Origin of the sequence: Vibrio sp. 661, from assembly GCF_033339315.1 — a bacterium.
Classification (GTDB): domain Bacteria; phylum Pseudomonadota; class Gammaproteobacteria; order Enterobacterales; family Vibrionaceae; genus Vibrio; species Vibrio alginolyticus.
Genome location: NZ_JAWOUJ010000006.1, coordinates 100,215 through 120,559 on the forward strand (window position 1 = coordinate 100,215; position 20,345 = coordinate 120,559).

The window sequence follows — 20,345 nt, forward strand, 5'->3', positions numbered from 1 at the left end:
AACATGAAGCAAACAAACGACTCACCATTAACCCCATGTCGAGGCGAATTATGACTATAAAAATCACCGCCGAACAGTTATCCATGCGCTTTAAAGAGCGTGTGCTTTTCCACATCCCTGAGTTAGCCATCGGCCCAAATGATGCCATTTATCTCAAGGGTGACAATGGTGTGGGCAAAACTACCCTACTCAAAATCCTTGCTGGCTTGCTCAAACCCTCTACTGGTGATGTTGTTGCGCCAAAAGATACGTGGCTAAAAAGACTGACGCGTCGCAATGGTCGTGTCGATGTGATTTATCTCCACCAATCCCCTTACCTTTTTGACGGCACTGTATATGAAAACGTAGTCTATGGAGTGAAATATCAACAAGACACGCAAAAAGATAAGCGAGCTCAAGTTATTCACGCGCTGCGCATGGTAGGTTTAGAAACCTTAGCGGACGAACATATTTCCGTGTTGTCCGGCGGTGAAAAACAGCGCGTTGCCATGGCAAGGGCTTGGATCTTAAAACCGTCGATTTTGTTGATGGATGAGCCAAGTGCGTCTTTAGACCAAGAATCCATTGAACGATTGGTGGTGATGGCGAAAGATCTTTTGGATCGTGGTTCCAGTATCGTGGTGACAAGCCATCAGGCCAACGCACTGACCGACTTATGTAAAAAACAGTGGTGGATTAAAGACAAGACTTTGATAGAGTCTCCTCTGTTGTATGTCATACCAAAAGAAACATCCCAAGAGAATGCATATGCTTCAACCAACACAAACTAGTTGGGTCATTTTGGCTGGTGGCCAAGCCAGCCGTATGGGTGGAAAAGATAAAGGTCTGATTGAGTTAAATCAGAAGCCACTCATCGAGCACGTTATTGAACGTTTATCTCCACAAACTCCACGCATTTTAATTAATGCCAACCGAAACCAAGATGCGTACAGCAAATTTGGTTTCGTATTTAGTGATCAATTCAAAGATTTCCCTGGGCCTATGGGCGGTATTCACGCGGGTTTGATGCATTCTGAAACCGACTGGGTCGGATTTGTACCTTGCGATAGTCCACAAATTAACACCGACCTTGTCGAGCGTTTCTGCCAGGCCGTCAAAGAAGACAGCGATATTTTGGTCGCGCATGATGGTGACCATCAGCAACCTGTTTTTACGCTCTACCACAAGCGCGTACTGCCAAAACTCACTGCGTTTTTAGAACGTGGCGACCGCAAAATCATTCTGCTCTACAAAGAGTGCAACACCAGTTACGTTGACTTTAGCGACTCACCAAACTGTTTCGTCAACTTGAACACTCCGGAAGAACTGGCGCAATTTGGACAATTAGAATCATGAAACACACGCTAAACATTCCTATTCTTGGTTTTGCAGCTTATTCAGGCACAGGCAAAACCACGCTACTTGAAGCCCTATTGCCAAAGCTGACCGAAGCAGGTTTACGCATTGGCATGCTAAAACATGCGCACCACAACTTCGATGTCGATAAACCGGGTAAAGACAGCTACCGTTTACGCAAAGCTGGCGCATCTCAAATACTGATTGCTTCTCGCAACCGTTTTGCGTTAATGACAGAAACGCCAGAAGCCGAAGCGGAGTTTGAATTCCTATTAACACGTTTTGATGAAGACATGCTTGATGTGGTTTTGGTCGAAGGCTGCAAAAACATCGCGTTCCCTAAAATCGAATTGCACCGTGAAGAAGTCGGCAAGCCTTGGCTTTATCCAAACGATGAAAACATCATCGCTATCGCTTCAGACGGCGGCGAGTTGGACTCTGAACTGCCACAAATGAACATCAATGATCTTGAAGCGATTGCTCAGTTCGTTATTCAGTATGTTCAAGAAGCGAAAGCACCAAAAAACAAAGAGAAAGAAGCCGCATGTTGCGACACACTTTCTCCTGCTTTCCTTTCTGTGGTTCAAGGCCAAGAGAAAATCCTTTCTTTGGTGAACACGGTTACGGAAATAGAAGCATGCAAGATTGAAAACGCCTATGGCCGCGTTCTTGCGGAACATATCGTTTCACCAGTAAATGTGCCGCAATACACCAACTCCGCGATGGACGGTTATGCCATCCGCAGTGATGATGTTGACCGTGATAGCTACCAAGTGGTTGTTGAAGTGATGGCGGGCCATGCTTACGATCAACCTCTGGACGTTGGTCAAGCGGTGAAGATCATGACTGGCGCACCAACACCACGTAACGGCGACACAGTGGTCATGCGTGAGCAAGCCTCTCAAGAAGGTGACAAGGTCACCTTTAACGGTGCGAATATCAAAGCAGGCCAAAACGTTCGTCAAGCAGGTGAAGATCTCGCTATCGGCAGTGACGTCTTTACCGCAGGCACTCGCCTAGCCTCTCCAGAAATGGGCATGATCGCTTCGCTTGGTTTTGGTGAAGCGAATGTGTTCCGCAAAGTGAAAGTTGCCGTGTTCTCCACCGGTGACGAAGTACAAGCGCCGGGAACAGAGCAAAAAGCGAATTCTATCTACGATTCCAACCGTTTTACCATCATGGGCATGCTTGAAAAGCTCGGCTGTGAGATCTTGGACTTCGGTATTCTGGAAGACAACGAAAAGTTAATGATTGAAGCGTTGGAAAACGCATCGGCGCAAGCGGACGTGGTTATGACTTCTGGTGGCGTATCTGTTGGTGATGCGGATTACATCAAACTTGCCTTGGATAAACTTGGTCAAATAGATTTTTGGCGAATCAACATGCGTCCGGGACGTCCATTAGCGTTTGGTCAAATCAACAACAAGCCGTTCTTTGGTCTGCCGGGCAACCCTGTTGCCGTGATGGTTTCATTCATCAACTTTGTCGAGCCTGCACTGCGTAAGATGCAAGGCGAACAAGGCTGGAAGCCTCTGAAAGTGAATGCCATTGCGACTGAAAACCTTCGCTCTCGACAAGGTCGTACCGAGTTTAGCCGTGGCGTCTATGAACTGGATGCAACTGGCCGTTTAACCGTTCGTACAACAGGCAAGCAAGGATCTGGTATTTTGCGTTCAATGAGTGAGGCGAACTGTTTGATCGAAATCTCCCCAGCTATTGATACAGTTAAAGCGGGAGAAAGCGTGACAATTATCCCACTTCAAGGCAGAATCTAGCTCAAACTAGAAATTCAAAGGTCAGCGAGTCTGGCCTTTTTGTTTAATACCGAAACCTTTTCAGAGAGACAGCTATGGCTCGCACCATTCTTTACACTTACAAAGACCAAGACAAAGAACTGACGTTCTCATACCAGCAACACCGCAACATTCAAGAAGCAGTTGCAGAAGCCGAAGGTATCGATATCACTGAGTTCCTAAAGATGGAGCAACAAATCGAAGCAGTGTCTGACACTAAAGCAGTGCGCAACTACCGCGACAACTACTTCAGAAAATTAGGCTTTAGTAAAATCACCCTAGCTCAAAAAGAAAACCTCGGCGTAGGCAAAAAGAATAAATAAGCTTAGCTGCAAACAGAAAACTCACGATTCGCCGTGAGTTTTTATGCATGCTACTTTTGTTCATGATCCATACCCGAGGATACCGAAATTACTTAGGTATATGAGTTACTTGGGTATATGAGTTACTTCAATTATAAGTAAAAAGCCCCGTTTTACCTTGATGGTCTAAACGGGGCTTTAAATTTCTTACTTTGTATCGAGTAAGGTTTCAGTCGCTACTTGATGTTTAAGAACGCAGCGCCGCGTACACCACCTGAATCACCGTGTTTTGCTTTGATGATCTTAGGACACTTAGCCACAGACAATAAGTGTTTAGGGATGCGTTTTGGCATCTCTTCGTAAATCAATTCGAAGTTAGATAAGCCTCCACCAAGTACAACGGTGTGTGGGTCTGTTGCAGTAAACAGGTTTGCAAAGCAGATTGCTAGCAGCTCCATAAAGCGCTCGACGTGCTCTACTGCTTTCTCTTCACCCTCTGCGTGCGCTTTAATAATGTCGATCGCTTTCTTCTCTTCGCCGTAGTAATGCGCGTAAAGAAGCTCGAAACCACGACCCGATAGGTAACTATCTAAACAGCCTTTGTTGCCACAGCCACAGCCAAGTAATGGTGCGTTTTCGCCCAGGTGGAACCATGCGTCGATAGGAAGACGTGTGTGACCCACCTCACCCGCTACGTGGTTGCGGCCAGAGAATACTTTGCCTTCGTAGATAAAGCCGCCACCAAAACCAGTACCAAGGATCAAACCTAGTACAGATGGTTCATCTTGAAGATCTTCGTCCCAGGCTTCAGAAAGCGCGAAACAGTTTGCATCGTTTTCAATTTTTACGCTGCGACCGATTTTAGCTTCCAGATCAGCACGAAGTGGTTTGCCTTTTGCCGCAGGAACGTTAACTGTTAGTACCGTTGCATCATCGGCGTCTTCCATACCTGGTAGGCCAAGACCAATCGTACCTTCGCAGCCAAACTCTGTATCGTATTTGTTCACCAATTCCGCAATGGTATCAACCAGCAGCTCGTAGTTGTCTGTTGGTGTAGGTACACGTTCCGTCGCTACACGCTCAAGCTTCTCGTTAAATGCACCAAATTCAATTTTAGTGCCGCCGACATCAAAGCCGTAATACATGTATTTCTCTCCTAAAAAATGCTTCAAACGACTCTCAAAAATGGCTAGAGTCAAAAGTATAAACTGATGGCATTATCCATATCTGTACGCCTGCAAACCGTGACCGAATGCAGATTTATCCCCTCACCGAAGCCAGTTGAACAACATACCATCAACAAAAGCTCATTCCTTAGAGTCAGCTCTCGGTTTTCATCCACTCTTTGAAACGTTTCAAGTGTGGCTGGTTAGGGTCGCTTTTGACTCGAGTCTTGCTCAGCATGTAAGTTTCTCTGAAGGCTTCAAACCACAATTGAAGGCATTCCGCAGCTTTAGGCTCACCAGCTTGTTTTAAAACTAATGTCGCGACTTCGGCGGTTGAAAGATGCTGATCATTCTCGGAGCGGCGCATGATGTATTCAGACAGAGATTCCGGCTCAATGGAAAGCACAGGCAAAGATTTAAGAAAATCAGAACGACGGAATATCTTTCGTGCCTCACGCCAGCTACCATCAATAAAGATCAGCAACCATTTTTTGTTCTCGACATCTTCTTTTACCAATCGCGCTGGCTCTAGATCTTCAATTAAACGAGAGGGATCATCCACATAGTCTGCAGGAAATACAATCACCGGTTGGTAGCTGTCATCCTGTAGTAGCGCGAGCATCTCTTCAGACGGTTCTGTTCGGTTCCATTGATACACGTAAGTCTCTTGAATCGTATCAGCAATTAGACGACCGGTATTACTTGGCTTAAACACTTCGTTTTCAGAAACAATCAACATACATGCAATATTGGCCTTGATGTTTGGCTGAAGGTCGCACAAACAGTGTTGCTCAGAAACCTGGCAATATTGGCAACGAACCACTTTACATCCACGCGCATTGAAAGGCTTGGTTGAGATAGATTGTCGGTACTGATATAAACGGTGGAAAGCGTGAATTCTCATGGTAAGTAATGCCAAGTAAAAAGTAGAGCGCGATTTTACTGATATTATGGTTTCGCCTCAAGATAAGCCCATCAGCAGTGTGTTGAAATAATTTCACTCTTATCTCGGTCATAGATAAAGAAATAAATAAGGGAATGACAGTGACAGAAACGACATTTCAAGAACCCTCATGGCTCAGATTAGGCTTTTTCCTTGGCGTATTATTGCTTTGTGCCATTTGGGAAAACAAATTGCCTAGAAAAACACTGACCGCTTCGCGCAGGTTTCGCTGGGTCAATAACTTGTCATTGGTCGCTTTTAACAGCCTAGTTATTGCTTTAATCATGCCTATCGCCGCCTTTCAAGCTGCGGTCATAGCTCAGGAGCAACAATGGGGGCTGCTCAATATTCTGTCCCTCCCCGCTTGGTTAAATATTTTTCTAACCGTCATTTTGCTTGATTTCGTCATTTACGCTCAGCATGTTGTCTTTCATCATGTAAAACCGCTGTGGAAGATTCACCGAATGCATCACGCCGATCTCGACATAGACGTCACTACAGGCGCACGCTTTCATCCCTTCGAAATAATCATTTCAATGGGAGTAAAAATTGCAGCCGTGTTTATCTTAGGTGTTTCACCTATCGGAATTGTGGTATTTGAAATTGTGCTTAATGCGAGCGCGATGTTTAATCACAGTAATGCAAAACTGGCTTTATCTATGGACCAAAAACTGCGAAACGTCATCGTTACACCAGACATGCATCGCGTGCACCATTCAGTGATAGTAAAAGAGACCCACTCAAACTTTGGTTTTTTCCTTTCAGTTTGGGACCGCTTTTTTGGGACATACCGAGCTCAGCCTAAGTTGGGTCATGAAGATGTTGTTATTGGTGTGCCGGAAATTAGAGACGAAGAAGAGCAAAGATTAGATAAGCTGTTAACGCAGCCCTTTCGCTACAATAAAGAGAAGAAGTAATGGTTGAAAAAATATTGTTGGATGAAGTATGTCAACAAAACGAATAGACCAAGCCTAAACCCCTGTTAAACACTACTTCACCCTCATGATGTGTAAGAACAGATTAGTTTTCTGCTAGCTGACGCTTTTTGTTTAACTGAGTAATACCAACAAATAAACCAACAACACCAAGCACTGCACATGCCAAAGCATTGGTGTTCATTACTTGCTGTGCCTCTATTGAGCTGTATAGAAAAGCAAGGCTGAAGAAAGTGGTGGCAAAGCTCAAACCTGTCAGTACGCTGAAACCAGCAAAACTGGCCAAGTCTTTAAAATCGTTCATAACGAGTCCCTGTTTACAATCCTTAATCGAGTGTTGTGAAAATAATAATTAACGAAATATTTGGCGCGATTGACTATGTTTTCGCGCATTCCATAACCAGATAGATACCCCAAATGAGAACCCTAAAAACAGTGTCTTCATTTGTAGGGCGACGTTGTTATCTAATATTTCTAATGTATAGTGAGCGTGGGAACTAAAGATAACATTGGTTATAAGAATCAATAACATAACGACTAGGCCAGAGCGGCGATGCTTGACCAATAGGTACGCTGCTAATAAGTCTAACAGCCCCAACGAGCTCCAATACATATTCAACCAGCGTGGCGCAAAATCGTAAGGTAAAAAGCCACCAACAATGTTGTCATAAAGATGAACCACTCCGCCAACTGTCATAAAAAGGCATAAGAGAAACACGACGAATTTATCCATTACCGTTTCCTTATCTGAATGAATGAGCAAAGCATATAGAAGTCACTTAAACATTTGTAATCCCATCGCCATTTTTGAGATCGACAGTGCCATTATCAACACGATGAGAACAGTAACGGCTGCTCTACCTTCTTTATTTAGCATAGTGTTTGCTTTGTCATTGTCCCAAATCCGCCAATGCAACGACAGAATCCTCCTTTAAATCACGCCTTGGTTTATCAACTCTCGTACCTTTTCCAGCCCGCGCTGAAACACAGTATGTGCATTCGCGGGAAGGCCGCTCTCGACATCGTGCCAGAAGAACGCGAAATCATGTCCACCATCGTCTTGCGTATGAAACAGCCATGAATTAGCGAGGTCAGCACACTCACACAAAACAAAATGCCATACTTGATTTTGAAAGCCACTGTCCCATGAGCATAAATATCGTGCGGAACGAACATGTGTGATACCAGACTCCTCAGCGAGCTCCCGCTTGGCCGCTATGATGTAACTTTCATCAAACACTTCAACAGTGCCCTTGACGAGCTGAACACCCGCCAACGGATGTTTAAAAAGTAGGATCTCTTGATTTTGATTACGTAGAACGACGGGGCAAACTTTATCGATCACAAAACCACTCCTTATGGTTCAAGCAAAAGGCTTTAGCTTTCTCTGGATATAAAGAAATCGAGTGAAGTTGCTCTACACGCACCCACTTCAAATGGTACTGATTAACATCTGATTTTCTGATTTGCTCTGGCCCACTCCCAAGTTTCACTTTTAAGTTCCCTACATAAGAAAGAAAATAGGTTTCTAAGCGACCTTGATTTTCGAGTTCCAAAACTTTCTTAACCGAGCCAAGTTCTATTGAGGTTTCTTCCAGCGCTTCTCTTTTAGCAGCTTCAACAGGTTTCTCACCTGCTTCAACACTGCCGCCAGGGAAAACCCAATACTGTCTGTCGTTTCGAACGCGATGGATAAGCAAAAGTTCTTGGTGATGATTAACTAGTATGAGGCTGGCTCTTTGTGATAACTGCATGATTCATTCCTTTGAATTCTGGCGACATTCTAGTCAACGAGTCCCTCGAACAAAGCATTAACATCACGTTGTGATAACTAAACCCTTTAGAAATGAACGAGATGAGATGTAACTCACTTTTGCAATGCAAATAGGAGCCATTAAATGAGTAGCCGTAACAAAAAAGCAGAACCGAGGTTCTGCTTTTAGTCGGTGGAAACATCTCATTTACTTGGTCTGATGAAGCTCATACTTGTGCAGCATTGCTTGCTGGTGCCCAGCAATTTCCGCCACTTGCTCAGAACTCTCAACCATAGACTCAAGCTGCAGCTTTGTGCGTTCGCCAAGATCAGAAATATGTGTGATGGATTGAGATACATCTGCCGTCGCTCGTTCTTGTTCTTCTGTAGCAACTGAGATTTGCTCAACACGTTCTTGAATGTACTTAACCGCGAGGTTGATATCAGAGAATGTCGATTTCACTTCATTGCTGGACTGTAGCGCGTGGGTCATTTCTTCTCTTGAATCATTGACTGCTTGACGCGAACGCTCTGCGGCAGTAATAAGCTCGCTCATCATTTCTCGGATGTTCGTAGTTTGTTGAGAGGTATCACTTGCAAGTTTGCGAACTTCATCAGCGACAACCGCAAATCCACGCCCTTGCTCACCAGCACGGGCAGCCTCTATTGCCGCGTTGAGAGCAAGTAAGTTGGTGTTGTCCGCGATCCCACTGATCATATCCACCATTTCACGAATCTGTTTAACACGCTGGTCTAGCTCTAACATTGACTGTTCATTTACATCCAAAGAGCTTTCTAATGACTCCAAACGTTCGCGGTTTTGTTCCACGACTTGAACCCCTTTTTCAGTGTGTTGGGTTGCAAGGAGCGAGTCCTGTGAAGATGCATTTGTCACCATTGCTATTTCACGAATAGAGGCTTCAAGCTGCGTTATGGTCGTGATCATACTCGACAACGCTTCATTTTGTGTTGCCAACCCATCACTTGTTTGTTCGGCTGCACTGTGACTTACTTCTGCCGTCTGATAAAGCGTTTCACAATTGCGCGTCACCGTTTGAATGGAGTCATGTGTGGAATCGATTACTTGATTCAACTTTCGTGCTACTTCTTTCAGCTCATAGGGGCCAACTTCTTCTGCCTTGTCACGAAAATCATGTTCGGTAAGTGCTGAAAGACGCGTTAGTACATTCCTTAACCCTCGGTTTGTCCATGACTTGAGACTAAACCAAGTAACCAGAATAATAAAAGAAATCACACACGCCGCAAACACGAGCACAACGCTCACCGATTCAATGGTCTCGTTGACCACCCGCTCCTTTTCATCGATCAACTGACCAGCGGTTTGGGAGATTTGATCAAGTAACCGCATGGTTTCATCCGCAAGCATCGAAGCCTGTTTAAACTCTGAACGTTGCAATTCCCCTTGTTCTAGTTTGGCGAGGATCAAACGCAGCACGCCCTTTTCACTAAAGCCTTGTTTCACCATCTCATATGGTGCGGTTAAGCTTGCATATTCACTTACTTCAGGATGGAAAGATTGGAAGTCTTCATAGGCGAGTTTAATACCTGCTATGCGATTTCGCATTTCTCGGTATTCTTTTTCGGCTTTGTTTAATTCTGAGTGCATCATCATGACTAAGAACGTACTTTCCATTGAGCTTGCAGAAGCAATGAAACGGTTAGCGGCATCGCTCGACTCAGGATTATCAGCACTAAGGAACGAACTGATTCGATTCATTTCCGGGCCGATAGAGCTAAGCCCATAGCGAAAACCACCAACAGCGGCATCAATATCCATTTGAATTTGTATCACCGAAGATTGCTTCAACAAAATGGACTGCGTGATGTTATGTAAACGCGCTAGTTTGGTGTCTAACTCCTCCGAGAGTTGCTGAGCTACACCAGACGCTTTCACAACCAAAGTTGTGCTTTGAGTTGCAAGAGAGTCGATTTGCTCTTTTATGAGAGGCAACTCTTTCGGCTCAGTAATCTGCATACCATGGTTGAGTAGCTTAACCATCTCCAATACATTCCTGGTTAACTTTGCGTTTGCCATCGCGATTGGTAATGCTTTTTGCGACAAGTCTTCAAATTGTTCCCCTACCTGTTCCATTCCTTTGAAACTTGAGACAGAAAGGGCTATAACAAGAGCAATGATAGTTAAAAATGTTGCACTGACAGCCTGAATCAGTGAAAGTGATGTGCGTGAGCGTTTTCGCTTTGCCATAATCAATTTTTATTCTTTCTTAAGGTTGAATCGGTTCTGCAGTGATTCCGTCACATTTGTGAGACAAAACCGTGATTTGCAGCCCATACTATGGATTGGTTATGACACTAATATTTCAGTTGTGAGTCATAGAGATGACAGGTGGTGATTTGCGTCGAGTATATTTTCCTTTGATAATCAGTGTGCTACTAAGCGCCTGCTCTTCTGGGCCTGAGCCTAGTGAGCAAGCACAGGTGACAGCACCTACAAATCAGCTATTGTCGGACAACCCTGACTTGTTCGACTTTTACACAGAGTGGCACGGCACGCCTTATCGCTTAGGCGGGACACAGAAATCTGGAATTGATTGCTCAGCATTTGTACAAAAAGCGTTTATTGAGGCTTATCAGCTCTCGTTACCAAGGACAACGAGGCAGCAATCAAAGCAAGGTGTGGAGTTAAGTTGGACGGATGCCAAGCAAGGGGATCTAGTGTTTTTTAAAACAAGACGTACAACTTATCATGTCGGAATTTACTTGGGTAACAAGCAGTTCATGCATGCATCGACGTCTAGAGGTGTGATTATTTCAAGAATCGACAACCCATACTGGGCATCTAAGTTTTGGCAAATAAGAAGAGTTACAATGTAACTCCTCTCACTCTTTAACCGGACATTGCTGTAAGTTAAAACAATATCAGTCGTAAGTCGCAACAGCATTATCGAACAGATTTTTGACCAGAGCGATGTATTCATCAAGGAACGTGATCTGTTCATTGGTCGCTTTTTTATGCCATACCCCAGCCAATATCTCACCAAGATCTTCAACAACTGCATCAGCCTCTTTCAACAATTTGAAGCGTACGCTCGAGTGAAGTTCTGGATTTTGCTCAAAAATCGCCATGATGTTTGAAGCCACCATATCGGTGACAACATCTTCGATGCTTTCGGATCCAGTGTCGCCAATTTCGGTCGTAAAAATATCTAGATTTAGAGACAAGTGCTCGATAAGAGCGAGATATCCATCGGTTTCTAAAACCACTGTTTTTCTCCGTTTATTGCAAGCCTTCGAAGCTGAAAGCAGAATAGTTTCAATAGTAAGACATGCCGAGAAAATTTCATTAACTTATTTCATATTAACAAACATTCACGAACCAACTGGATGATTTTCAAACAATTGAGCTTTGCTTCACTGAATTCGGATACAGGGTTTCTTCAAACCTTTTTATATTTCAGTCATTTTCATGCAAACAGGTTTGGTTACGACCATTTTCTTTTGCACGATACAGCGCAGCATCGGCACTCTTTAACCATTGAGTGTGAGTTTCAAAATAAGGCTTATACTCGCAAACACCAATACTTATCGTGTAATTAATCAAAAAATCTTCCACTTTCACGATCTCTTGCTCAATTCTTTTGCGCAAACGCTCTGCGAAATAGCAAGCTTGCTCCTGGTTTGTGTGAGGAAGTAGTACCGTAAACTCTTCACCACCAAAACGACCGCAGATGTCACTGCTTCTTGCTGTTTTTCTCAACAAGGCAGAGGTTCGACGAATGACTTCGTCCCCTGTCGGGTGACCATAAGTATCATTCACCTTCTTAAAGTGGTCGATATCGAATATTACTAATGAGCATGGTCCGTCGATAACTTTTAAGTGAGCAAACTCATCTTTCAATGATTGCTCCCAATAAGCGCGATTAAATAAACCTGTTAAACCATCTTTGCGACTGATTTCCGACAAATGTTGATTTGTTTCTTTCAAATGAATGCGATTTCTCGCAGTTTCAGAAACATCATTGACTTGAATCGCTATGTGGCTGACCTCTCCTGAAAGCCCAATTAACGGCGTGATCACGATATCTTGATACATAAAATCACTGCTGTTTGAAACCGGAGAAAAATTGTTGAACTTAAAAAGGTACGGTCGGTTTTCCCAGCTAGAAAAAGAACGAGTTTCCAGATCGGCGGCAGCTTTTATCTTGGTTTCTAGCCAAGTTCTTGGCAGCTCTTCAAAATGCTCAAATAAACATTCACCAAGAATTTCTTGTGATAGAACGCCACTGTATGACTGCATAAAACTGTTCCACACACACACTTTATACTCTTGATCCAAAACAATAAGCCCTGAATCCATCGTATCGAGAATTTGTGTGACCCAATGAAAGTCTGCTATGTCCAGCGTGATATCGGACATTAGATTAGCTCCATGATTTCATAGATAATTTCTACGGATGGCTTATCAATTAAAAACAGTACCTCGCACTCGAAATCGAGCGCTTCTGCCATGTAGGTGTATTCGATAGTAAAGAGCTCACCCAACTCGCCTTGCTCTTCACAATAAGGTGTTAAGGTATCCACAATGCCTGGCTGACGAAGTGAGAACTGCTTGTCGAGTTGATCGCCTAACGACGTGAGAAATGACGAAACCAGTAGGTTAGAGATATTCAAGATGATTTCATTATGAGGCGTAAACTCAAGGAGGTAACCTAATTTTTCCCCAATCTGATTGATATCCCTACCACGTAAGCACACCAGTGCCTCCCCGTGAATACCGCCACCGACAAACCTCTGCGCTACCGCAACGGAACTGTCACGCCCAACCACATCAACCAGTGTCATATGAAGCTCGCCGTAGGACAAAGGTCCAACATGAGGAACAGGAAGTTGGATGAACTCATGTAAATGGTCAGCCATAATCGCAGCCCCTTTACCAAGGGCAATGTTCGCAATTTCACGGAATTTGGCTAGTAAGGAAAGCTCTTCGCAACCCTGGTTTTTAGAATCAACCGAATGACTAGGTTTGAACGCATAATGCAGCCCTAATTGTTCGTATAGTGGGAGCACCTGCTCTTCTGTCAGAGGCTTAGCGATAAAAGCTTGAGCACCAAGATCGAGACAGCGCTGTTTTGCCTCTTGTTGAACATCTCCAGAAATAATGACGATTTTGGTCGGGTACTGACTAACAGGTAATGATTCGAGGACCTCAAAACCATCCATTATGGGCATCGTTAAATCGAGAAACAAAATATCGATATTTTGCTCAGCAAGAATATTAAGCGCCTCATAACCATCTTGCGCTTCAATAAGATGCAATGATGTATCTTGTACGATAGAACGCGCAATAAGCTTTCTTGCAACAGCTGAGTCATCACATATCAGTACTTTCATGCCACCAATGGAACTAACGTCAAAAAAATCATAATACCTGTTGTAAACGTTCATCTCCATATGCTAAGCCAACAAATCAGAGGCTTATAAGCGATTTGATTCACATTTATACAAATTGACTGCACTAAGAGGAAGGTTTCTTCACTAAGTATGCTCAACATAGCGCCAACTCCCTGCTATTTATCCTAAACTATTGGTGGTCAAATAGATTCGCGAGGTTTTGTATGTGGCAAGCAATATCGCAACAGCTTTCTGATACTTTATTGTTCGATTACCAGATCACGGAAAAAGTAAGGCTGTCTGGTGGGGATATCAGTGAAAGCTACATGATCAATGATGGCGAGCAACGTTATTTTGTGAAAATTAACGATCGCGAGTTTTTGTCTAAATTTGAGGTAGAAGCTGAAAGCCTGCATCTTTTGCGTGAAACATCCACCCTATTTGTACCTGAGGTGGTATTGGTTGGTAAAACCAAAAATGCCTCATTCCTAATTCTTAACTACCTTCCAACGAAACCATTAGAAGATGGTCCCAACAGCTTTAAATTTGGGCAGCAATTAGCTCACCTACACCAGTGGGGCGAGCAAAAAGAGTTTGGTTTTGATACCGACAACTATCTCGGTTCGACTCTACAGCCCAATAAATGGCACAAGAAATGGTGTGTATTCTTTGCTGAGCAACGCATAGGTTGGCAATTACAGCTCCTTAAAGAAAAAGGCGTCACCTTGGTTGATATCGATGACTTTATCGATGTCGTAAAACAGCGGCTAGCAAACCATGCTCCGGAACCTTCTTTGTTGCATGGCGATTTATGGAATGGAAATGCGGCACTCACTGCATTCGGTCCTATCTGTTACGATCCTGCGTGCTATTGGGGGGACAGGGAGTGTGATATTGCGATGACAGAGCTTTTTGGTGGATTTCAACCAGAATTTTATCAAGGCTACGAATCGGTTATGCCACTTTCTTCAAGCTATGAGGAACGTAAAGATATCTATAACCTTTACCATGTTCTCAACCATTGTAATTTGTTTGGCGGCCATTACTTGGAACAGGCTCAACTGGTTATTAATAAAATCATTTCTTATTAATTTGGAAGCCACTGCATATTTCAAGATGTAAAATCTCGAGGCACATCACTACAGAAAATCACCCTAAGCTCAAGGTTGAGTTTGGGGTTAAGTTTTGTACTTATTTCGACTCAATTAGCAACAACTCTGCCTAATATCAAAGGAGACTTAACTTTGGATTGTGCCTATTTTCCTTGTAGGCAAAGTAAGTAAAGGGCTGTACTTCATTGATGAATAGTGTGTTTAAAAGCCCTGCGAGATTAGGAGTTGTTGTATGAAAAATTATACCGAAAGGTATGTAAAGTGCCCGCATTGCGGACACTCTATCGGCATTACATTAGATGCAAGTAATGGTGACCAAGAGTTTTATGATGATTGCCCAGCTTGTTGCCACGCTATCCACCTAAATATGCGAGTGGATGAGTTACAAGATAAGGTCGAACTATTTATCGATGACAATTACGAATAACAGCTCGAGCATGTGAACATCAGAAATATAAAAACGCTTAAATGAAAAAGGAGCACTAGGCTCCTTTTTCTCATTCTAAAGCTGTTTTGCTGCAAGAACGCGCTCAACAGTATCAACAATTGCTTGAGTCTGAGGATCAAACTCAATATTAACACGCTCCCCTACTTGTCTCACTCCGAAAAGCGTTCGCTGCAAGGTTTCTGGAATTAGGTGTACCGAAAAACGACACGCTTCAACTTCACCAATAGTTAGCGAGCAGCCATCTAAACCAATGTAACCTTTCGCTAATACATATTTCATTGATTCTTGCGGCAGTTGGAACCAAATCGTGCGGTTATTGGGCGTATCGATGATATCGACAATATCTGCCGTTAAACTAATATGACCAGACATACTATGCCCGCCTATTTCGTCACCAAACTTAGCCGCGCGCTCAATGTTTACGCTATCCCCTTCCACCAGCCGACCTAAATTAGTAAGAGCCAATGTCGCTTGCATTAAATCAAAACTGATAAGGTTGCCTTCGATCTTAGTCACAGTTAGACAACATCCGTTGTGTGCAACGGATGCACCAATTTCTAACCCTTTACAAAGTTCATCGCTTAACTCGACAACGTGCGTTTGAAAGCGTTCTTTTTTATCAATTTTAACGACCTTCGCCGTACCCTGAACTATTCCTGTAAACATTTCTTTTTACCTATTGATTTAATACCAACTGTAGTCGAAGACTAAGCCCTAAACACTGCGCTACAGGTCGGAAATAAAGACCGCAGACGATAAAGCCATGGCTTAATGAACACTGGTTTGTTCTCATGCATGCTTCAACATTACCATGATTCGCTGCTGTTCTCAGTAAAAGCGTATCCTTAGCGTGGAGAGCGTCCAGTCAGTGTTATCGACTATTAGCTACCTAGCTATGGAATATAAACATACAATTGTTTATCATTTGCGCGGAGTTTCTCCGAGGCATTTTTTCACCTTATCGTGACTAAAATCAACCATCAGATCCGTTCACCACATCTTTTGCCCTCGAGTACTCTCATTCTTTCAACTTATTGTTCCGCTCTGGAGTATTTTTCGTGCATCGCTATAAAGAAGAAGCATCAAGTCTTATCAAATTGGCGACCCCGGTATTGATCGCATCTGTCGCTCAAACTGGTATGGGGTTTGTTGATACCGTAATGGCTGGCGGCGTTAGCGCCACCGACATGGCTGCGGTTTCTGTCGCTTCAAGTATTTGGCTACCATCCATTTTGTTTGGGGTGGGTTTATTAATGGCATTGGTCCCTGTTGTCGCACAGTTAAATGGCTCTGGTCGTCGAGTGAAAATACCGTTTGAAATTCAGCAAGGCGTCGTTTTGGCATTGCTGATCAGTGTGCCGATAATTGCAGTCCTGCTTCAAACCCAGTTTATTCTCGGGCTGATGGATGTTGAAGCACTGATGGCTGAAAAAACGGTGGGATACATTCATGCCGTTATATTAGCAGTACCCGCTTTTTTACTTTTCCAAACGCTTAGAAGCTTTACGGATGGTATGTCATTGACGAAGCCGGCAATGGTGATTGGCTTTATCGGTTTGCTGCTCAACATTCCTCTAAACTGGATTTTCGTGTACGGCAAGTTTGGTGCACCTGAATTAGGCGGTGTTGGCTGTGGTGTAGCAACCACGATTGTTTACTGGGTCATGTTTGCCATGCTATTGCTGTATGTGATGACATCAGAGCGATTGAAAAGCATCAACCTATTTGGAGAATGGCATCGCCCACAATGGAAAGCGCAAGTTCGTCTATTCAAACTCGGCTTTCCTGTTGCAGCAGCGCTGTTTTTTGAAGTTACACTGTTTGCTGTCGTTGCGCTGCTCGTTTCACCACTGGGTCCTATCATTGTGGCAGCGCATCAAGTCGCGATTAACTTCTCCTCGTTGGTATTTATGCTACCAATGAGTATTGGTGCAGCAGTAAGCATTCGTGTCGGCCATCGACTTGGTGAAGAAAACGTAGATGGCGCGCGCGTAGCGTCACGAGTCGGCATTATGGTTGGTCTAGCATTGTCCGTTCTCACAGCGATTTTAACCGTCTTGTCTCGTGAGTGGATCGCCGAGCTTTATACTAGCAACCCAGAGGTAATCACGCTAGCGATGCACCTGCTCGTGTTTGCCGCTGTTTATCAATGTACGGATGCGGTTCAAGTGATCGCAGCTGGTGCATTACGCGGCTATAAAGACATGCGAGCCATCTTCAACCGTACTTTTATTGCTTATTGGATTCTTGGGCTCCCAATTGGTTACGTCCTTGGCCGTACAGACTGGATTGTTGAGCCAATGGGAGCACAAGGCTTCTGGCTTGGTTTTATCATCGGCCTATCTTCTGCTGCCTTTATGTTAGGCGTCAGAATGCGTTGGATGCATCGCCAAGAGCCAGAAGTGCAATTGAACTTTTCAGTTCAATAAAGAGTAAAAAAGCCAGCATCCGCTGGCTTTTTTGATCGAATAATCACACGGTTGAGTATACTTATAACAAGATTACGAAGCGGTTGATTTTGCTCTCTAAACAACGGATACGAAGTTATAAAAAAGGATATTTGTGCGGTCTATTTTATTGTTCTTAATCTTGATTCTTAATGGTTGTGATAACTGGTTCAACCCAGAGAACGCCATGTTTGATAAGTATCATCAACGTGTAGCCAATGTATTGGACGTTCCTGCTATTCCAATAGAATTACAGTCTACGGTAACGATTCCTGCGAAACGTGTTTTGTTCGAGCCATTGCCAAGGCTATCTATTGGCCTGCTAGAGAGCTATCAATTACGACAGTGCGGACTCTTTAATTTACTTGCTGAGAAAAACTCACAACTAGGAAAGGTGCAGGATGCCTTTCATGATTTTGATTATCAAACTGCCCTTTTAAGAGTCATGAATCGATGTTTATCCGAATTTCCACTTAGCGATGAAGAACGTGCTACATTGACAGAGCTTTACTCAACCAAGTGGCAACATCTAGACATTCATCTCGACAACTTACTACTCGTAAGTGATGCCATGCAAAAGCAACTAACTGCCTCTGATTGGCTATCTCAAGACACGACGAATGATATTGCACGCATTAACGATGTCTATCGTATTTTCAGCGAAATGTATGATTTACCCCACCGCGCGGTCTCACGTCTACCCGATGTGGAAGTTACGCAATATCAAGAAGAGTTAGAGAAATCTCGTTTACTCGGACGACTTTACTATTCAATGGTAAATACATCCCTTTGGTTAAAAGCGACAACTCAGCTACTTGAGCAGAACCAGAGCAATGTATTGTGCGGGCCGAACAGAGACACCACTCAGTTCCGCTACTTAAGAAATGTCTTTCAATCCATTTACGTTGAAGAAGTGCAACCTTATTTGGCTTATTTAGACAGTACCTATCAACAACTTAATGATGGTGCCACTTTGGTGGAGAACCGTATGCAACTCCATGGTCACCAGTATGGCATCATTGAGGCACATAGGACATTTAGGCAAGAAACCCTAAACCACGTTCAGTTTTGGCAGGGTCTCTTCAAACGATGTGGCGTAACCGTTGGCAACTAGTAAGTGCAGAGCGTTCTATTCCTTCAACCTTTCACGCAAGAATCGAGCAAAACGTGGTTTACCAGTATGTGTAAAACCGTTATATCTAAATGTAATGGTTGAACCAATTTTCGGAGGCTGGCGACGCACTTCATCGGTAAATCCGCTACCGATGTAAAACTCAATGCCATTTGGTAAGCGAACTAACATTGCTCCCATCATACCTAATAAGCGCCCTGTTCCTGGCTTATAACCCACAACTAACGCTTCATCATCTGCGTATCGTTTTAGTTTAAGCAAATCACTACCGCGTCCAGCCTGATAGCGGCTTGATACCTTCCGCAACATCACCCCTTCACCGTCGGATATTGAAATTTTATCCAACTGTGTGAACAGATGAGCTTCATTTTGAATGGCTCGGTGCTCGACATATTTGATATGAGGCTGGTCGACTTCAAGCACTAAATCTTTGATGTTGTAATAACGCTTCCGATAATCACCAGCGGAATATGGCATATCAAAGATCATAAAGTCGATGTGTCGCCAAGCAGACTCAACAGGAGTTTTATCTAATACCGTTTGCTGAACAAGATGGAAGTTACCTCTCCCAGCCCAAAGTTCACCGTCCAACGGATAATCAGGTAAAGGTCCTGTAAACCAATCTGGGGCGTAGATTCGATTACCATTTCTCGTCACGAGATGTTGCCCAGTCCAATAAGCGCGAACACCATCAAGTTTTTCGCTATACCAATATTCAGACACATCAATGCCATCCTGATAGCTTTGTGCAAGAGAAACTGGTGGTGCGAGAGACGTATCCGCTTGAAGCTGTGAAGACGCTGCCATAACAGCCAGCGCAATTAATGTCATTTTTAATGGCATAAGAAGACCTTGTACAAAAAATCGCCTTTATTGAAACGTAAGTCCTCTCGATGACCTATTTATTACTAGTTATTCTTCGACTCATAACAATCAACATTAGTAATAATTTGCAAAGATAATCATAAACTTTAGACAGGTTTTGCATTTAGTCGTTACACGCTATTCACGTAAGGCGGATGGTTCGTCAATCGAGTTGGAATCTAATCATGACGAACCTCCCCGCTCTAACGACTTCTTTCGGCTCAACACCTCTTATAAGCAAACCATTTCTCTGTGCGTTTTTGATTCTCAATTTGAGAATCAGTCCTTTCTCAAATTGAACAATATCATTAACAATATTTAACTATTTGATTTTTAATTAATTTCAAATTGGCACGTTACCTGCTCTATATCCAATTAGAAAAACAAACGGAGACAGAGTCATGGAATTACGCAAACTAGAAATCAATCAAGACAAGTTAGCCATTGAGTTTTTTGGTGACTTAGATGCAAGCGGCTGTCGACAAGCACAACATCACATTGATGAGGTAATTCACAACAATCATCACAAAGAAGTCGAAATTAACCTACAGCACGTCCAATTTCTTGATTCTTCAGGGATTGGTGCCATTGTTTACTTATATAAGCGTCTAGTTGAACGTGAAAGAAGCATGAGTATTGAAAACGTATCAGGCCAACCTTTAGAAATCATGAGCTTGCTTCGTATCAACCATGCCATTCCCGTTAACTCAAAAGGACACTAAAAATACCGGTTTAAACGGAG

Annotated in this window: 23 protein-coding genes; 11 read left to right on the forward strand and 12 right to left on the reverse strand. The window is 43.4% G+C overall.

The features are described 5' to 3' along the window. Nucleotides 1-50: 50 nt before the first annotated feature. From R7P69_RS13325 to R7P69_RS13340, 4 genes are all read left to right on the forward strand, one after another. Entirely contained in the window at nucleotides 51-770 is a 720-nt protein-coding gene (locus R7P69_RS13325) for an energy-coupling factor ABC transporter ATP-binding protein (RefSeq protein WP_025766658.1), read from the forward strand. After that, the gene (mobA, locus tag R7P69_RS13330; protein ID WP_005389527.1) at nucleotides 748-1,335 is read left to right on the forward strand and encodes a molybdenum cofactor guanylyltransferase MobA; all 588 of its coding nucleotides are present in this window, start codon (nucleotides 748-750) and stop codon (nucleotides 1,333-1,335) included. Before R7P69_RS13325 ends, mobA begins: the two co-directional genes overlap by 23 nt. Beyond that, nucleotides 1,332-3,110: a bifunctional molybdopterin-guanine dinucleotide biosynthesis adaptor protein MobB/molybdopterin molybdotransferase MoeA gene (locus tag R7P69_RS13335; protein ID WP_238952335.1), complete on the forward strand. Its 1,779-nt coding sequence runs from the start codon at nucleotides 1,332-1,334 to the stop codon at nucleotides 3,108-3,110. Before mobA ends, R7P69_RS13335 begins: the two co-directional genes overlap by 4 nt. A 74-nt stretch (nucleotides 3,111-3,184) precedes the next feature. Further along, the gene (locus tag R7P69_RS13340) at nucleotides 3,185-3,451 is read left to right on the forward strand and encodes a DUF2960 domain-containing protein (protein WP_005377584.1); all 267 of its coding nucleotides are present in this window, start codon (nucleotides 3,185-3,187) and stop codon (nucleotides 3,449-3,451) included. A gap of 215 nt (nucleotides 3,452-3,666) precedes the next feature. On the opposite strand, the gene nagK is transcribed toward R7P69_RS13340, so the two are convergent. Then, nucleotides 3,667-4,575 carry an N-acetylglucosamine kinase gene (gene nagK, locus R7P69_RS13345; protein ID WP_005377586.1) on the reverse strand — a complete coding sequence of 303 codons (909 nt, stop codon included), beginning with the start codon at nucleotides 4,573-4,575 and terminating at the stop codon, nucleotides 3,667-3,669. 175 nt (nucleotides 4,576-4,750) lie between these two features. After that, nucleotides 4,751-5,500, reverse strand: a complete 750-nt coding sequence (locus R7P69_RS13350) for a tRNA-uridine aminocarboxypropyltransferase (RefSeq protein WP_054574144.1) — start codon at nucleotides 5,498-5,500, stop codon at nucleotides 4,751-4,753. 140 nt (nucleotides 5,501-5,640) lie between these two features. On the opposite strand from R7P69_RS13350, the gene R7P69_RS13355 reads away from it, so the two are divergent. Then, nucleotides 5,641-6,456, forward strand: a complete 816-nt coding sequence (locus R7P69_RS13355) for a sterol desaturase family protein (RefSeq protein ID WP_031777247.1) — start codon at nucleotides 5,641-5,643, stop codon at nucleotides 6,454-6,456. 103 nt (nucleotides 6,457-6,559) lie between these two features. On the opposite strand, the gene R7P69_RS13360 is transcribed toward R7P69_RS13355, so the two are convergent. The 5 genes from R7P69_RS13360 to R7P69_RS13380 form a co-directional block, all read right to left on the reverse strand. Then, nucleotides 6,560-6,778 carry a hypothetical protein gene (locus R7P69_RS13360; protein WP_005389537.1) on the reverse strand — a complete coding sequence of 73 codons (219 nt, stop codon included), beginning with the start codon at nucleotides 6,776-6,778 and terminating at the stop codon, nucleotides 6,560-6,562. A 48-nt stretch (nucleotides 6,779-6,826) separates the two neighbouring features. After that, nucleotides 6,827-7,207: a hypothetical protein gene (locus tag R7P69_RS13365; RefSeq protein WP_053307088.1), complete on the reverse strand. Its 381-nt coding sequence runs from the start codon at nucleotides 7,205-7,207 to the stop codon at nucleotides 6,827-6,829. 198 nt (nucleotides 7,208-7,405) lie between these two features. Continuing rightward, entirely contained in the window at nucleotides 7,406-7,819 is a 414-nt protein-coding gene (locus R7P69_RS13370; protein WP_053307087.1) for an NUDIX hydrolase, read from the reverse strand. Continuing rightward, nucleotides 7,809-8,228, reverse strand: a complete 420-nt coding sequence (locus tag R7P69_RS13375) for an NUDIX domain-containing protein (RefSeq protein WP_238952334.1) — start codon at nucleotides 8,226-8,228, stop codon at nucleotides 7,809-7,811. Before R7P69_RS13375 ends, R7P69_RS13370 begins: the two co-directional genes overlap by 11 nt. 207 nt (nucleotides 8,229-8,435) lie before the next feature. Further along, nucleotides 8,436-10,454 (reverse strand): methyl-accepting chemotaxis protein, encoded by a 2,019-nt coding sequence (locus R7P69_RS13380; RefSeq protein WP_025766664.1) that lies wholly within the window; start codon nucleotides 10,452-10,454, stop codon nucleotides 8,436-8,438. A gap of 134 nt (nucleotides 10,455-10,588) precedes the next feature. Between R7P69_RS13380 and R7P69_RS13385 the strand changes: the two genes are divergently transcribed. After that, nucleotides 10,589-11,083 carry an NlpC/P60 family protein gene (locus R7P69_RS13385; protein ID WP_025766665.1) on the forward strand — a complete coding sequence of 165 codons (495 nt, stop codon included), beginning with the start codon at nucleotides 10,589-10,591 and terminating at the stop codon, nucleotides 11,081-11,083. Nucleotides 11,084-11,128: 45 nt separating this feature from the next. Here the strand turns inward: R7P69_RS13385 and R7P69_RS13390 are convergent, their stop codons facing one another. From R7P69_RS13390 to R7P69_RS13400, 3 genes are all read right to left on the reverse strand, one after another. Beyond that, on the reverse strand, nucleotides 11,129-11,473 hold the full coding sequence (locus R7P69_RS13390) for a DUF3802 family protein (protein ID WP_005377620.1): 345 nt from the start codon (nucleotides 11,471-11,473) through the stop codon (nucleotides 11,129-11,131). A 190-nt stretch (nucleotides 11,474-11,663) separates the two neighbouring features. After that, entirely contained in the window at nucleotides 11,664-12,626 is a 963-nt protein-coding gene (locus tag R7P69_RS13395) for a GGDEF domain-containing protein (protein WP_025766666.1), read from the reverse strand. Then, nucleotides 12,626-13,600, reverse strand: coding sequence for a response regulator (locus R7P69_RS13400; protein ID WP_238952351.1), 975 nt, complete (start codon nucleotides 13,598-13,600; stop codon nucleotides 12,626-12,628). The genes R7P69_RS13395 and R7P69_RS13400 overlap by 1 nt, the downstream gene beginning before the upstream one ends. A gap of 224 nt (nucleotides 13,601-13,824) precedes the next feature. Between R7P69_RS13400 and R7P69_RS13405 the strand changes: the two genes are divergently transcribed. Continuing rightward, complete coding sequence (locus tag R7P69_RS13405; RefSeq protein ID WP_005377623.1) at nucleotides 13,825-14,691, forward strand: fructosamine kinase family protein; 867 nt, start codon at nucleotides 13,825-13,827, stop codon at nucleotides 14,689-14,691. 253 nt (nucleotides 14,692-14,944) lie between these two features. Continuing rightward, a complete protein-coding gene (locus R7P69_RS13410; protein ID WP_017634925.1) occupies nucleotides 14,945-15,139 on the forward strand; it encodes a CPXCG motif-containing cysteine-rich protein in 195 nt (64 codons plus the stop codon). A 75-nt stretch (nucleotides 15,140-15,214) separates the two neighbouring features. Here the strand turns inward: R7P69_RS13410 and R7P69_RS13415 are convergent, their stop codons facing one another. Further along, nucleotides 15,215-15,826, reverse strand: a complete 612-nt coding sequence (locus tag R7P69_RS13415; protein WP_005377625.1) for a riboflavin synthase — start codon at nucleotides 15,824-15,826, stop codon at nucleotides 15,215-15,217. 392 nt (nucleotides 15,827-16,218) lie between these two features. Between R7P69_RS13415 and R7P69_RS13420 the strand changes: the two genes are divergently transcribed. Together R7P69_RS13420 and R7P69_RS13425 are read left to right on the forward strand one after the other, a co-directional pair. Next, nucleotides 16,219-17,589 (forward strand): MATE family efflux transporter, encoded by a 1,371-nt coding sequence (locus R7P69_RS13420; protein WP_005377626.1) that lies wholly within the window; start codon nucleotides 16,219-16,221, stop codon nucleotides 17,587-17,589. 133 nt (nucleotides 17,590-17,722) lie between these two features. Then, on the forward strand, nucleotides 17,723-18,721 hold the full coding sequence (locus R7P69_RS13425) for a DUF3080 domain-containing protein (RefSeq protein ID WP_206954080.1): 999 nt from the start codon (nucleotides 17,723-17,725) through the stop codon (nucleotides 18,719-18,721). 15 nt (nucleotides 18,722-18,736) lie between these two features. Here R7P69_RS13425 and R7P69_RS13430 read toward each other — a convergent pair whose 3' ends face one another. After that, complete coding sequence (locus R7P69_RS13430; RefSeq protein WP_086046755.1) at nucleotides 18,737-19,582, reverse strand: DNA ligase; 846 nt, start codon at nucleotides 19,580-19,582, stop codon at nucleotides 18,737-18,739. A 422-nt stretch (nucleotides 19,583-20,004) separates the two neighbouring features. Between R7P69_RS13430 and R7P69_RS13435 the strand changes: the two genes are divergently transcribed. Continuing rightward, nucleotides 20,005-20,325, forward strand: coding sequence for an STAS domain-containing protein (locus R7P69_RS13435; RefSeq protein ID WP_017634929.1), 321 nt, complete (start codon nucleotides 20,005-20,007; stop codon nucleotides 20,323-20,325). The last annotated feature ends 20 nt before the right edge of the window (nucleotides 20,326-20,345 follow it).

Coding starts and splice junctions, on each gene's coding strand:
- R7P69_RS13325 (WP_025766658.1), top strand. CDS start 51: ATGACTATAAAAATCACCGCCGAACAGTTATCCATGCGCTTTAAAGAG.
- mobA (WP_005389527.1), top strand. CDS start 748: ATGCTTCAACCAACACAAACTAGTTGGGTCATTTTGGCTGGTGGCCAA.
- R7P69_RS13335 (WP_238952335.1), top strand. CDS start 1,332: ATGAAACACACGCTAAACATTCCTATTCTTGGTTTTGCAGCTTATTCA.
- R7P69_RS13340 (WP_005377584.1), top strand. CDS start 3,185: ATGGCTCGCACCATTCTTTACACTTACAAAGACCAAGACAAAGAACTG.
- nagK (WP_005377586.1), bottom strand. CDS start 4,575: ATGTATTACGGCTTTGATGTCGGCGGCACTAAAATTGAATTTGGTGCA.
- R7P69_RS13350 (WP_054574144.1), bottom strand. CDS start 5,500: ATGAGAATTCACGCTTTCCACCGTTTATATCAGTACCGACAATCTATC.
- R7P69_RS13360 (WP_005389537.1), bottom strand. CDS start 6,778: ATGAACGATTTTAAAGACTTGGCCAGTTTTGCTGGTTTCAGCGTACTG.
- R7P69_RS13365 (WP_053307088.1), bottom strand. CDS start 7,207: ATGGATAAATTCGTCGTGTTTCTCTTATGCCTTTTTATGACAGTTGGC.
- R7P69_RS13375 (WP_238952334.1), bottom strand. CDS start 8,228: ATGCAGTTATCACAAAGAGCCAGCCTCATACTAGTTAATCATCACCAA.
- R7P69_RS13380 (WP_025766664.1), bottom strand. CDS start 10,454: ATGGCAAAGCGAAAACGCTCACGCACATCACTTTCACTGATTCAGGCT.
- R7P69_RS13385 (WP_025766665.1), top strand. CDS start 10,589: ATGACAGGTGGTGATTTGCGTCGAGTATATTTTCCTTTGATAATCAGT.
- R7P69_RS13395 (WP_025766666.1), bottom strand. CDS start 12,626: ATGTCCGATATCACGCTGGACATAGCAGACTTTCATTGGGTCACACAA.
- R7P69_RS13400 (WP_238952351.1), bottom strand. CDS start 13,600: ATGAAAGTACTGATATGTGATGACTCAGCTGTTGCAAGAAAGCTTATT.
- R7P69_RS13405 (WP_005377623.1), top strand. CDS start 13,825: ATGTGGCAAGCAATATCGCAACAGCTTTCTGATACTTTATTGTTCGAT.
- R7P69_RS13410 (WP_017634925.1), top strand. CDS start 14,945: ATGAAAAATTATACCGAAAGGTATGTAAAGTGCCCGCATTGCGGACAC.
- R7P69_RS13415 (WP_005377625.1), bottom strand. CDS start 15,826: ATGTTTACAGGAATAGTTCAGGGTACGGCGAAGGTCGTTAAAATTGAT.
- R7P69_RS13430 (WP_086046755.1), bottom strand. CDS start 19,582: ATGCCATTAAAAATGACATTAATTGCGCTGGCTGTTATGGCAGCGTCT.
- R7P69_RS13435 (WP_017634929.1), top strand. CDS start 20,005: ATGGAATTACGCAAACTAGAAATCAATCAAGACAAGTTAGCCATTGAG.